Origin of the sequence: Spirillospora sp. NPDC049024 (assembly GCF_040649235.1) — a bacterium.
In the GTDB taxonomy this organism is placed as follows: domain Bacteria; phylum Actinomycetota; class Actinomycetes; order Streptosporangiales; family Streptosporangiaceae; genus Spirillospora.
The window spans coordinates 98,275-110,899 of sequence record NZ_JBEZFD010000002.1; the positions used below are offsets into that span (position 1 = coordinate 98,275).

General features: G+C 72.6%; 12 protein-coding genes. 6 read left to right on the forward strand and 6 right to left on the reverse strand.

The window, feature by feature from the left end; genetic code table 11:
* Window positions 1–3 precede the first annotated feature (3 nt).
* Together AB0C21_RS03285 and AB0C21_RS03290 are read right to left on the reverse strand one after the other, a co-directional pair.
* Window positions 4–762: an ABC transporter ATP-binding protein gene (locus AB0C21_RS03285; RefSeq protein ID WP_500202431.1), complete on the reverse strand. Its 759-nt coding sequence runs from the start codon at window positions 760–762 to the stop codon at window positions 4–6.
* On the reverse strand, window positions 759–2,087 hold the full coding sequence (locus tag AB0C21_RS03290) for an SGNH/GDSL hydrolase family protein (RefSeq protein WP_500202432.1): 1,329 nt from the start codon (window positions 2,085–2,087) through the stop codon (window positions 759–761). The genes AB0C21_RS03285 and AB0C21_RS03290 overlap by 4 nt, the downstream gene beginning before the upstream one ends.
* A 126-nt stretch (window positions 2,088–2,213) precedes the next feature.
* Between AB0C21_RS03290 and AB0C21_RS03295 the strand changes: the two genes are divergently transcribed.
* The 3 genes from AB0C21_RS03295 to AB0C21_RS03305 all read left to right on the forward strand — a co-directional run bounded on the left by AB0C21_RS03295 (window position 2,214) and on the right by AB0C21_RS03305 (window position 5,001).
* Complete coding sequence (locus AB0C21_RS03295) at window positions 2,214–3,617, forward strand: sensor histidine kinase (RefSeq protein ID WP_500202433.1); 1,404 nt, start codon at window positions 2,214–2,216, stop codon at window positions 3,615–3,617.
* Entirely contained in the window at window positions 3,587–4,273 is a 687-nt protein-coding gene (locus AB0C21_RS03300; protein WP_500202434.1) for a response regulator, read from the forward strand. Before AB0C21_RS03295 ends, AB0C21_RS03300 begins: the two co-directional genes overlap by 31 nt.
* Window positions 4,274–4,455: 182 nt before the next feature.
* Window positions 4,456–5,001, forward strand: a complete 546-nt coding sequence (locus tag AB0C21_RS03305) for an SMI1/KNR4 family protein (RefSeq protein ID WP_500202435.1) — start codon at window positions 4,456–4,458, stop codon at window positions 4,999–5,001.
* Between the two features lie 179 nt (window positions 5,002–5,180).
* Here the strand turns inward: AB0C21_RS03305 and AB0C21_RS03310 are convergent, their stop codons facing one another.
* Together AB0C21_RS03310 and AB0C21_RS03315 are read right to left on the reverse strand one after the other, a co-directional pair.
* A complete protein-coding gene (locus AB0C21_RS03310) occupies window positions 5,181–6,725 on the reverse strand; it encodes an MFS transporter (protein ID WP_500202436.1) in 1,545 nt (514 codons plus the stop codon).
* Window positions 6,726–7,003: 278 nt separating this feature from the next.
* The gene (locus tag AB0C21_RS03315) at window positions 7,004–7,750 is read right to left on the reverse strand and encodes a GbsR/MarR family transcriptional regulator (RefSeq protein ID WP_500202437.1); all 747 of its coding nucleotides are present in this window, start codon (window positions 7,748–7,750) and stop codon (window positions 7,004–7,006) included.
* 253 nt (window positions 7,751–8,003) lie between these two features.
* On the opposite strand from AB0C21_RS03315, the gene AB0C21_RS03320 reads away from it, so the two are divergent.
* Genes AB0C21_RS03320 through AB0C21_RS03330 form a run of 3 tightly spaced genes read left to right on the forward strand, consistent with a single transcriptional unit; the run spans window position 8,004 to window position 10,484 of the window.
* Entirely contained in the window at window positions 8,004–8,666 is a 663-nt protein-coding gene (locus AB0C21_RS03320) for a DUF4097 family beta strand repeat-containing protein (RefSeq protein WP_500202438.1), read from the forward strand.
* Between the two features lie 40 nt (window positions 8,667–8,706).
* The gene (locus AB0C21_RS03325; protein WP_500202439.1) at window positions 8,707–9,714 is read left to right on the forward strand and encodes an ATP-binding cassette domain-containing protein; all 1,008 of its coding nucleotides are present in this window, start codon (window positions 8,707–8,709) and stop codon (window positions 9,712–9,714) included.
* Window positions 9,711–10,484: an ABC transporter permease gene (locus tag AB0C21_RS03330; protein WP_500202440.1), complete on the forward strand. Its 774-nt coding sequence runs from the start codon at window positions 9,711–9,713 to the stop codon at window positions 10,482–10,484. Before AB0C21_RS03325 ends, AB0C21_RS03330 begins: the two co-directional genes overlap by 4 nt.
* A gap of 234 nt (window positions 10,485–10,718) precedes the next feature.
* On the opposite strand, the gene AB0C21_RS03335 is transcribed toward AB0C21_RS03330, so the two are convergent.
* Window positions 10,719–11,357 carry a helix-turn-helix transcriptional regulator gene (locus AB0C21_RS03335; protein WP_500202441.1) on the reverse strand — a complete coding sequence of 213 codons (639 nt, stop codon included), beginning with the start codon at window positions 11,355–11,357 and terminating at the stop codon, window positions 10,719–10,721.
* On the reverse strand, window positions 11,354–12,532 hold the full coding sequence (locus AB0C21_RS03340; RefSeq protein WP_500202442.1) for a threonine synthase: 1,179 nt from the start codon (window positions 12,530–12,532) through the stop codon (window positions 11,354–11,356). Before AB0C21_RS03340 ends, AB0C21_RS03335 begins: the two co-directional genes overlap by 4 nt.
* Window positions 12,533–12,625 lie beyond the last annotated feature (93 nt).

Below are 12,625 nucleotides of genomic sequence, written 5' to 3' on the forward strand. Positions count from 1 at the left end.
CGGTCAGCCCTCCAACCGTGTGAGCCGTTCGGCGACCTGCGCGGCGGACGGACGCGCCAGCCGGTCGGCGATCCGCCCGTCCGACAGGAACACGACCGCGTCGGCGCTCGCCGCCGCGACCGGGTCGTGGGTGACCATCACGACGGTCTGACCGGCGGTGTCGACCATGCGGCGCAGCAGCCGCAGGACGGTGCGGGCCGAACCGGTGTCCAGGGCCCCGGTGGGCTCGTCCGCGAACAGCACCGAAGGCCGCGTCGCCATCGCGCGGGCGATCGCCACCCGCTGCTGCTGCCCGCCCGACAGCTCGCGCGGACGGTGCCGCGCGCGGTCGGCCAGGCCCACCTCGGTGAGGGCGGCCCGCACGACCTGGCGCGACGGCCGGGCACCCGCGAGCGTCAGCGGAAGCGCGACGTTCTGCTCGGCGGTGAGCGAGCCGATCAGGTTGAAGTTCTGGAAGACGAACCCCACGGCGCGGCGCCGCAGCCCGGTCAGCGTCGCGTCGGCGGCATGGGTGACGTCCTGCCCGGCGAGCAGGACGCGGCCGGATGTCACCCGGTCCAGGCCTGCGGCGCAGTGCAGCAGAGTCGACTTGCCTGAGCCCGACGGGCCCATCACGGCGGTCCACGAACCGGCGGGGAAGGTCACGCTGACGTCGGACAGCGCCTGCACCCGCGCCTCGCCCGTCCCGTAATGCCTGCTCACCTGGTGCAGCTGCACCGGCGCGACCGGGACGGCGGGATGCGCGAGGGCGGGGGCCGTCATCGCAGGACCCGCAGGTCGATGCCGCGCGCCAGAGCCTGGTAGCCCGCGTCGTTGGGGTGCAGCCCGTCCTGGTACACGTACGAGAGGCGAGGACGGTCCGGGTCGGCGGGGTCGGACATGACGCGGTCGGCGTCCAGGACGGCGTCGTACGCGCCGCTGGTCCGGATCCAGCGGTTGACGGCGTCGCGCTCCTTCTCCACCTGCGGCGTCCACACCGGGAACAGGGCGCCCTTCATCGGCAGGATGGTCGTCCCGATGACGGTCAGGCCGCGGGCGCGGGCGGCGCGGACCAGTCGCCGCTGGGCGTCGATGACCTGCGCGGCGGTCGCCGGTCCGCCCGGTCGCAGGCACGGGTCGCCGGGGGTGACGCGGATGTCGTTGGCGCCCAGGTGGACGATCACCGCTCGCACGCCGGGACGGTCCAGGACGTCGCGGGCGAACCGGGCGGTGGCCTTCTCCCCGGCGCACGCCGAGCCGTAGCGCAGCCGGTTCCCGCCGATGCCCGCGTTCACGACGCCGAGCGGGCTCCGGGCGGCGGCCAGGCGCTCGGCCAGCACGTCCGGCAGCCGCGCGTCGGCACCGGGCGCGGCTCCGACCCCGTCGATGAGCGAATCCCCGAAGGCGACCACCGCGCCCCCGCGGTTCCCGCCGGTGACCTCTACGCCGGTCAGGTAGTACAGGGCGTCGGTCGAGGCGGTGTAGGCGTCGGCGCCCACGTCGGACAGGTGGTCGCCGGAGGCGCGGTAGGCGGGCTGGGTGGTGAAGCGGTGGAAGGTCGCGGGCCCCGTCGAGCCGGTGAACCGCAGAGTGATCGCGAGCTTCTCCAGCGGCGCGGTGGCCAGCGGCACCGGATCGCCGGCGATCTCGCCGCCCGGAGCCACGGTGGCGGACCGTGCCCCGGCGAAGCTCAGCGGCACCGTGGTCCCCGGCCACGCCTGGGCGCCGCCCGCCGACCGGGCGACGGCCGCACCGGCGACCCGCAGCGGCCGGGTTCCGTACCGGTTGGACAGCCGGATCCGCACCTTCGTCCCGCCCGCACTCAGCCGGACGACCTGGCGCAGCGAATGGTCGCCGAAGCCTTCCACCGACCAGTTCGGCCCCTCGTCCTCGCCGCCGGCGATCGGACGCTGCACCGCCGCGCCCCAGCTCTGCGACCACCCCGTGGTCTTGAAGGACGCCGCCCGCTGGGACGCAGCCCGGTAGGACACAGGCTGTGCCGCGGCGGGAGCGGGACGGGGCCAGACGTATCCGAGCCCGCCGACCAGCGCAGCGGCGGTGAGGCCGGCGAGGGGTGCGACGGCCCGTGCGGGAAGCTTTCGTCTCATGCTTCGATCCCACCGCCGGGGCCCCGCCGACCGCATCACGGTGGTCCACCAACTTGGAGGTATGGCTGGCACTACCTCGGCGTTCGTCCGGGCCGGGCAGGCGGTGGGGTCGGTTACCGTACGCCTGTGCCGAACGACCCGCCGCCCACCCCGTCGGCCACCCCGTCGGCCACCCCGTCGGCCACCCGGTCGGCCACTCCGCCGCCCGCCCCGCCCCCCACTCTGCTGGCCGCGATGGGACGCCGCGGGTTCCTCCTGACGGCCTGGCCCTGGCGCGCCGCCGGCTACCTGCTGTCGACCGTGCCGGTCGTGATCGCGGCGGGCCTGCCGCTGGTACTGCTCGGCATGCCGTTGCTGCTGGCCGCCACCTCGGACGCCGCCCTCGGCGAGCGGGCGTTGCCGGCCGCCAGCGGACTCCTGCTGATCGCCGGGCTCGGTCCGGCGGCGACGATCCCGCTGACCGGGCTGGAACGGCGACGGCTCCGCCTGGTGGACGTCCGTCCGGCGGGCCCCGGGCATCGGCGGCCGCCCGAGCGGGGCGTCCTGCCGTGGCTCCGCACCCGCTACACCGAGCCGGTCACCTGGCGCGCGCTCGGCTACTTCGTGCTGCTGTCCGCCGCCGTCCCCGTCCTGTACGCGGCGCTGATGTCCGTGCTGGCCTTCCAGTTCGGCGCCGTGGCCGCCCCGCTGATCCTGCTCGGCGGCGACGGCCCGATGGTGCTCGGCCCGGTGCGGCTCGCCACCCCGGCGGACGCGCTGCCCTATGCGGTCGCGGGGCTGGTGCTGCTGCCCGCCGTCCCGTACCTGCTGTCCCTGGCCGCCGCCGCGCAGGGCGCGCTCGCGCGGGCGCTGCTGCGCCACGGCTCCGGGGAACGGCTCCAGGCCGAGCTGGTCGAGGTGGCGCGCTCCCGGGCCCGGCTGGTCGACGCGTTCGAGGCGGAGCGCCGCCGCATCGAGCGCGACCTGCACGACGGCGCCCAGCAGCGGCTGCTCTCCCTCACCCTGAAGCTCGGGATCGCCCGGGTGGACCTGCCGCCCGGATCCCCGGCGGCCGACAGCGTCGCGGACGCCCATGACGAGGCCAAACGGCTCATGACCGAGCTGCGGGAACTCGTCCACGGCATCCATCCCCGCGTCCTCACCGACCGGGGCCTGGCGGCGGCGCTGGGCGAGCTGGCCGACCGGTCCCCGCTCGCGGTCACCGTCGAGGCCGACCTGTCAGGACGGCCGCCCCGCCAGGTCGAGAGCACGGCCTACTTCGCCGCCGCCGAGGCGCTCACCAACGCCGCCAAGCACAGCGGCGCCGACCGGGCCGCGGTGGTCGCGCGCCTCGCCGGCGGCGTCCTCACGGTGGAGGTCACCGACGACGGCGCGGGCGGCGCCGACCCGGCCCGCGGCACCGGGCTGACCGGCCTCGCCGACCGGGTGGCGGTCATCGACGGCAGACTTCTCGTGTCGAGCCCCGCCGGGGGCCCGACCCTCGTCCGTGTGGAGCTCCCTTGCGAACCGATCCGACCGCCGTCCGGGTAGTCCTCGCCGAGGACGGCGTCCTGCTCCGGGAGGGCCTGGCCGGGCTGCTGGCCAGGTTCGGCTTCGACGTCGTCGCCGCCGTCGACGACGCCGAGGCCCTGCTCGCGGCCGTCGCCGAGCACCGGCCCGACCTGGTCGTCACCGACATCCGGATGCCGCCGGACTTCTCCGACGAGGGCCTGCGCGCCGCCGTGCGGCTGCGCCGCGCCGACCCGGGACTCGCGGTCGTGGCGCTCAGCCAGTACGTCGAGCTGAGCTACGCCGCCGACCTGCTGGACTCCGGCGACGGCCGCCGGGTCGGCTACCTGCTCAAGGACCGGGTGGTGGACGTCGCCGACTTCGTCGCCGCGCTGCGCCAGGTGCTCGACGGCGGGACGGTCGTGGACCCCAAGGTCATCCGGCAGCTCCTCGGCCGCCGCCGGGACCCGCTCGCGGCGCTGTCCCCGCGCGAGCACGAGGTGCTCGCCCTGATCGCCGAAGGGCGCTCCAACGCCGCCATCGCCCGGCGGCTGGTCGTCACCGACGCGACCGTGGGCAAGCACGTCCGCAGCATCCTGGCCAAGCTCGACCTGCCCCAGGCCGACGACACGCACCGCAGGGTCCTCGCCGTCCTGACCTACCTCCGCGGCCGTCCCCCCACCGCAGGCCCGGAATGAAGCCCCGAGCCCCAGGGGCGCCGAAGGCCTGAGCGGTCGCGCCGAAATCCCCACGGAACGTGCCGCCCGAGCAATTTATGATCTCCGTGAGCCGCCCGGCTTCGCCCCAGATGGATGGACGCGGCATGGAGTGGACGCGGCATGGAGTGGACGCGGCATGGAGTGGACGCGGCATGGAGTGGATGTGGAACCGTCGTGTGGTCCTCGCCGCTCTCGCCTCGCTGGGTGACGAGGGTGCGTTGGGGCCGCCGTGCCGGTCGGAGTACGTCCTCGACCTGGAGCGGCGTCTCGATGTCCGCCTTCCTGATTCGTACCGCGACTTCGTCCTGCGGGTCGGGGACGGCGGAGCCGGTCCGGGCTACGGGCTGTGGCCGCTTCGCCGGTCCGCCCGGTGGGCGTACCGGGGCGTCTACGCGCCCCGGTACCTGGCCACACCGTTCCCGTTCACCGCTCGCGTGCCCGGTGAGCGTTTCGATGACCTGGATGACCATGGGGATTATGACGACGCGCTGACCGGGTCCATGATCATCGGTGAGATCGGGCATGGGGCGTACTTCCGGATGGTCGTGACCGGGGCGGGCGCCGGGCGGGTCTGGCGGGACGAGGTGCGCCGCCCCGGCGGTGCGCTCACCCCCGGCCTCGACTTCGCCGACTGGTATGCGAACTGGCTGGTGCGGCTCGGCGCTCTCAAGGGAACCCCTGCCGGTCGCCGACGGCTCGTCAACTGACAGTGCTGATGGAGATGAGCGTCTCCCGGCGTGTCCGCCCCATCGACCGACACCGCCGCTGCCATCCCCTTCCACCTCCCTGACACCATCGCGGCCGGGCCGCCACCGGCCGGGCTCATGGTCCCCGGGCTTCTGCCCGTGGCCTGAGGCGGCCGGTCGGCGGTCGTGGTTCCGGCTGGTCAGACGCTGTGTGCAGGGGTTCCTGCCGACAGGTCCGGCGCTCCCGCGCCCTCGGGGACGGGCTGGTCGTCGGCAACAGTCCCGTCCTCGGCGACGGGCTGGTGCTCGGGGCGCGGGGTGTTCATCAGGATGCCGACGATCAGCGCGCCGACGATCATGATTCCCGCGGACCAGGCGCCGGCCGCCCCGAAGCCCTCCACCAGTGCCCGCTTGGTGACGTCCGGGCTCATGCCGTGCCGGGCGTGCGTGGCCAGGTAGTCCGCGGTGGCGCTGGTGGCGATGGTGTTGAGCAGCGCGATGCCGATCGAGCCGCCGATCTGCTGCGCGGTGTTGACGCTCGCCGAGGCGATGCCGGAGTCGCCCTGCTCGACGCCGTGGGTGGCGTAGTTGAGGGCCACGGGCATGATCATGCCCGCTCCGAAGCCGAGCAGGAGCTGCGCGACCAGCACGCCGGACGCGTAGGAGGTGCCGGGGTCCAGGGTGAGCGTCCAGAGCATGCCGCAGGCGCTGATGAGCATGCCGGGGACGATCAGCGCGCGCGGCGGGACGCGGGGCAGCAGCCGGGTGGTGAGCCCGCCGGCCGACACCAGCACCGCCGTGGTCATCGGCAGGAAGCCCACGCCCGTCCTGATCGGGGAGTATCCCTTGACGACCTGCATGAAGTAGGTCAGGAAGAGGAACGCCCCGAACATGCCGATGACGGCCATGCCGACGGCAAGGTAGGCGCCGCCGCGGGTGCGGTGGGCGACGACGCGCAGCGGCAGCAGCGGCTGCGCCACGCGGCTCTCGATGAGGGCGAACACTGCGAGCAGCGCCGCGCCGGCCGCCAGCAGGCCGATGACCTTCGCCGAGTCCCAGCCTTCGGACTCGGCCCGGCTGGTGCCGTAGACGATCGCGACCAGGCCGCCGGTGACCGCCAGCACGCCGGGGACGTCGAAGCGGGCCCGGCCCGGGCGACGCGATTCGGTGAGGATGGCGAATCCGCCGACCGCCGCGACCGCCGCGATCGGGATGTTGATGTACAGGCACCAGCGCCAGTCCAGGTAGTCGGTCAGCGCTCCGCCGGCCAGCAGCCCGATCGCGCCGCCCGCGGCGGCGATGGCACCCCAGATGCCGAACGCCTTGGCGCGCTCCTTCGGCTCGCTGAACGTCACGGTGAGCAGCGACAGCGCGGACGGACCGAGCAGCGCGCCGAACCCGCCCTGGAGGGCGCGGGCGGCCAGCAGCAGCTCGAAGTCGGACGCGGCGCCGCCGAGCGCGGAGGCGCCGGCGAAACCGAGCAGGGAGACCAGGAAGACCCGCTTGCGGCCGGTGTAGTCGGCGATCCGCCCGCCGAGCAGCAGCAGGCTGCCGAACGCCAGCGTGTACGCGGTGATGATCCACTGCCGGTCGCCGTCGGAGATCTGCAGGTCGCGCTGGATCGAGGGCAGCGCGATGTTCACCACGGTGCCGTCCAGAATGATCATTAGCTGGGCCAGGCCGATGAACAGCAGCGCGGCCCAGCGGCGCGATGCGGTCGGCGGGGGCGCCTTGGTGGTCGCCATGACTTCGTCCTCACTCGTGGAGGGGAGTGCCGCGCGGATCGTCCGCGGGCTTCCTGACGCACACAAGACACCGGCGGCCCCGTCCGTCTGACAGGCCGCGCGTGTGATCTGCGACACCGGCCGAAGTCGCTCTCTGTCGGCGGCGTTCGTCATGGGACCGATCCTGCTCGGGGGGCGCGCCGAGGCGTCGCCGGATTCGGCCCCTCGGGAGCCGCTTCGGATGCGAGCCCCCGTTCGTCCGGCGGGATGCCGCGTTCGCCGGGCCTTCGGGACGGCTTCTATTCGTGCTCTGGACTCGGGGCGGTGGCGGCCGGGGGCGTTCCGGGCTTGGTGTAGAGGACGTCGCGGGCCTGCTCCATCGCGCGGGTCAGGCTCTCGCTGACGAAGTCGAGGAAGCGGGCGGCGTTCTCCAGGCGGTTGCCGGCCGGGGTGTCGCGGCCGAGGACGGCGACGCCCTGCCGTGCGGTCTCGCTGAAGCGGTCGTTGTCCCGGACGCTGCGGATCATCGACTGGTACCAGAGGTCGTTGTCGACGACGTAGCGCTCGCGGCGGCCTTCGCTCTCCCGGCGGACGAGGTCCAGGCCGGTGAGGAGCGTGACCGCCTTGGAGATGGACGCCGGGCTGACCTGGAGGCGCTCGGCGAGCTCGGAGGCGGTGAGGCTGTCGTCGGCGGTGTAGAGGCAGCCCAGCACCCGGGCCGCCATCGAGGGCAGGCCCGACGTCAGGATGACGGTCGTGAGGGCCTCCTGGAATTCCTGCACGGCCGCGGCGTCGCGTCCGTAGGGCTGCGGCACCGCCCGCGTCCCCCGGGACGAGGCCTGGGGGCGCCGCCGGGTGCGGCGCTGGGTGGCGTGGTGGGCCAGGTCGGCCCGGTAGCCGGCGGGTCCGCCGTTGCGCATCACCTCGCGGGTGACCGTGGAGGTCGGGCGGTCGAGGCGGCGGGCGATCTCGGCGTAGGCGAGGCCGTCGGCCAGCCCCGCCGCGATCTGCTGGCGCTCCTGCTGGGTGAGCCTGCCTCCGGGCATCACGACCCCCTTCGATGCCCGCGCGGGGCGATGGTGCTACCGGTGTTCCCTGACGCCTCGACCATAGCGTTCACGCTCACAACATTGCAACGCGGGCCAGGTGAACCGTTGCGTTAGATTCAAGCTCGTTGCAATGATTCTATGGCTCTGATCTGCATAGATACTGTTCCAGTGCAAAGCTCATGTTGCCTATCTCTGGAAAGCAACGTAGCTTTTCCATCGTTGGAAACGACGAGCCCGCAAGGAGAACACGATGCAGAAGTTCGACACCCCCGCCCCGATCTCCGCCGTCCTCGACGTCCCCGCCGGGCGCGTCCGGTTCATCGCCGCCGACCGGGCCGACACCGTGGTCGAGGTCCTGCCCGCGGACGCCGCCAAGGGCCGCGACGCGAAGGCGGCGGAGCAGACCAGGGTCGAGTACGGCGACGGCGTCCTGCGGATCGAGGTCCCGGCGAAGAACCAGTACCTCGGCCCCTCCGGATCCATCGAGGTGACGGTCCGGCTGCCCGCCGGTTCCCGGGTCGAAGGGAAGGCGGCCGCCGCCGAGTTCCGGACCGTCGGGCGGTTGGGCGACGTCGCCTTCGAGGGCGCCTACCGGTCGATCAAGCTGGACGAGGCCGCGAGCGTCCGCCTCACCGCCACCGACGGCGACGTGGAGGTCGGACGGCTGGGCGGGCCCGCGGAGATCAGCACCCAGCGGGGCGACATCCGGATCGCCGAGGCCGTGGGCGGCAAGGTCGTCCTCCGCACCCAGTCCGGCGACATCTCGGTCGCCGCCGCCGCAGGCGTCTCGGCCTCCCTGGACGCCGGCACCGGCCACGGCCGCATCACCAACGCCCTCAAGAACGACGGCACCGCCGAACTCGACCTCCACGCCACCACCATGCACGGCGACATCGCCGCCCGCAGCCTCTGACCCGCGGTTCTGACCCTCCGGCCCCCGAGGAGCAAACACCATGACCACCCTGGCCATCGCGGCGGAAGGGCTGCGCAAGTCCTACCGCGACAAGAAGGGCGAGAAGGTCGTCCTGGACGGCATCGACCTGGCCGTCCCCGAAGGAACGATCTTCTCCCTGCTCGGCCCGAACGGCGCGGGCAAGACCACCGCCGTCCAGATCCTGTCCACCCTGATCCGCGCCGACGCCGGGGAGGTCCGGGTCGCGGGGTTCGACCTGGTCCGCCAGGCCGACGACGTGCGCGGCGCGATCGGGGTCACCGGGCAGTACTCGGCGGTCGACAAGCTGCTGACCGGAGAGGAGAACCTGCTCCTCATGGCCGACCTGAGGCACCTGCCGAAGCGCGAGGGCAAGCGGAAGGCCGCGGAACTGCTGGAGAAGTTCGACCTGGTGGACGCGGCGCGCAAGCCGGCGTCCACCTACTCCGGCGGCATGCAGCGGCGGCTCGACCTGGCGATGACCCTGGTCGGCGACCCGCGCCTGATCTTCCTGGACGAGCCCACCACCGGCCTCGACCCGCGCAGCCGCCGCGCCATGTGGGGCATCGTCCGCGACCTCGTCCGGGACGGCGTCACCATCTTCCTCACCACCCAGTACCTGGAGGAGGCCGACGAGCTCGCCGACCGCATCGCCCTCCTCGACCACGGGCAGCTGATCGCCGAGGGAACGGCCGATGAGCTCAAGCGGCGCATCCCCGGCGGCCACATCCTGCTGAGGTTCGCCGACCCGGGCCGTCTCGACGCGGCCCTGCTCGCCCTCGGCGTCGGCACCCCCGACCCCGAGGCGCTCACCTTGCAGGTGCCGAGCGACGGCGGCGTCCGGGTGATCCGGGATGTGCTCGCCGTCCTGGACGAGCACTCGATCGAGGTCGACGAGATGTCGGTGCACACCCCCGACCTCGACGACGTCTTCCTCACCCTCACCGGCCGGCAGGCCGACCAGGACACCGCCGACCAGAAGCCGGCCGACCAGAACAAGGCCGACCAGAACAAGGAGGCCCTCCGATGAGCGCCCTCGCCCTTGCCGCGCGCGACTCGTCCACCATGGTCCGGCGCCAGCTCAAGCGCCTGCTCCGCTACCCGGCCATGACCGTGCAGCTGGTCGTCACGCCCGTCATCATCCTGTTCCTGTTCGTGTACGTCTTCGGCGGCACGCTCGGCGACGGGCTCGGAGGCGGCCGCGACGAATACGTCAACTACGTCGTGCCCGGCATCCTGCTGATGGCGGCGGCCACGGCCGCGACCGGAACCGCCGTCATGGTCGCCACCGACATGACCGAGGGCATCATCGCCCGCTTCCGGACCATGCGGATCTCCCGCGCCTCCGTCCTCACCGGACACGTCGTCGGCAGCGTCATCCAGCAGCTCATCGGCCTGGCCGTCGTCGTCGGCGTCGCCCTCGCCATCGGGTTCCGCCCCAACGCGACACCCCTCGAATGGCTGGCCGCCACCGGGCTGCTCACCCTGTTCGTCGTGGCGATCACCTGGCTCGCGGTCGCCCTGGGCATGAAGTCCCCGACCCCGGAGGCCGCCAGCAACGCCCCGATGCCCCTGGTGTTCCTGCCCTTCCTCGGCAGCGGGTTCGTCCCGACCGACTCCATGCCGACCGTCCTGCGCTGGTTCGCCGAGTACCAGCCCTTCACACCGATCATGGAGACCGTCCGCGGCCTCCTGCTCGGCACCCCGATCGGCGACAGCGCCGCCATCGCCACCGCCTGGTGCGCCGGGATCGGCGTCGTCTCCTACCTCTGGGCCAAGCGCACCTTCAACAAGGCCTGACAGTGAACCGGCCGAACAGTGAACCGGCCGCACAGTGAACCGGCCGCACAGTGAACCGGCCGCACAGTGAACCGGCCGCACAGTGAACCGGCCGAACAGGACCGTCGGACCATCGCGTCCGACGGTCCTGGCGCGTTTCCAGCCCCCTGTTGCGGTGACCACGAACGTCCACCGGGACGGGTCATGCGGCCTTCGGACCGGGGGGCGTTCTTTCCACGTGGCGGCTGGGCGGGGTCAGGACCGCCGGGCGTAGTTGTAGACGGTGCTCCGGGAGATCCCCAGCAGGTCGGCGATGGCCTCGGTGGAGCCCCTGGTGGCGAAGTAGCCGTCGCGGTGCAGTTGCCGGACGAGATCCTTCTTGGCGGTACGGCCGAGTGAGCGCGGGGTGGCGGCACGTTCGGCGGCGAACTTCTCGATGAACTCGCGCAACTCCCGCGCCGTGCGGTTCTGCAGGGTCTCCAACGCCTCCTCCCGATGCTCGACCTCGGTCGCCACCAGGTTGGCCAGGACGAGCGTGAGGGGGGAGAGGTTCGACACGTCGAGGTTCAGGCAGAGCGCCGCGACGTAGCGGCCCTGGGCGTTCTTGATCCCGATGGACGTGCTCTTGACCGGACGGCCGTCCGGGAACTGGTTGGGGTAGTTCTGGATCACGCTCGGGTAGTCCGGGTCCGCGATCCGGCGGAGTCCCAGCTCGGTGGCGGAGTCTCCCACCTGGCGGCCCGACAGGTTGTTCTCGATGGCGCGGATCGCGTGCTCCGGCCGGCGCAGGTCGTGGAGGACCACCTCGCACAGGCCGGGGAACATGCGTCCGATCGCGATCGCGATCTTCTCGGCTTCGGCGAGAAGGTGCTCGTCGGGGTCGTCGACGGTCACGGGTGGCTCTCTCCGTCCGGGGCGCGGTCGATGTCGAAGACGGCGGCCATTTTCTCCGCGGACTTGAGCCCGGAGCCGGTGAGGACGACGACGGTGGTCTCGCCGGGGCCGATGGTGCCGTCGGCCAGGAAGCGGTCGAGGGCCGCTGCGGCGACGCCGCTGGTCGGCTCGGCGTACAGTCCGCGCGAGGCGAGCTTGCGCACGGCCGTGCGGATCTGGTCCTCGGTGACCGCCATCGCCGCCCCGCCCGAGCGGCGGATCGCCTCGACGGCCTCCGGGAGCCGGACGGGCGCGGCGATGGAGGCTCCTTCCGCGATCGTCGGCACCCGCGGTCCTCGGCTCTGTGGATCGATCCCGTTCACCGTGTCCGCGATGGCGGCCCAATGCTCCGGCTGGCCGACCAGAAGCCTGGGGAGCCGGTCGATGTGGCCACCTTCGAGCAGCTCTTTGAACGCGATGTCGCAGCCGAGGACGTTGCTGCCCGCACCGGCCACGAGCACGACGTTGTCCGGTGCCCTGAACCCGAGCGACTCCCACATCTCGTAGGCGACCGTTTTGGTGCCCTGAAGGAAGAACGGGTGCCAGTTGTGGCTGGCATAGGGGATCTGCTCGGATTGCCGGATCGCCTCGTCCGACACCTGTTCGCGGGTGCCCGCGACGAGCTCGATCCGGGCGCCGTACGCGCGTACCTGCAGGATCTTGGCGGCTGACGTCGCCGCGGGAACGATGATCTTCGCTTTCATCCCGGCGGCGGCCGCGTAGGCGGCGACCGAGGAGCCGCCGTTGCCGGAGCTGTCCTCGAGGATGTGCGTCTCTCCCTGCCCGCGCAGGTGGGAGACCATCACCGCGACCCCGCGGTCCTTGAAGCTGGAGGTGGGGTTGAACCATTCGAGCTTGAAGTGGACGCGCAGCCCGTCCCAGTCCAGCGGCGGCATGGGGGTGAAGCCTTCTCCGAGACTCACCCGGTGCCGGGGTGAGACCGGGATCGCAGCCTGGTAGCGCCAAAGGGAGCGCTCGTTCGTGTCGATCCGGTCGGGTGCCGGCCCGGGCACCGGGCTGAGCATCAGAGGCGAGCCGTCCTCACCGCGCCAGCGGCGGTCGCTGATCGGGTAGCGCCGCCCGGACCTGTCGTAGAGGAACAGGCCGTCCATCGCAGTGCTGGTGGTGTCGTTCATGAGCTTGGGACCCCTTTGGCGGGTGGCTCCTTCTTCGAGGCAATCGGAATGCGAACGGGCGAGCCACGTGGGCCGGGGCGCGCACCCCAGTCA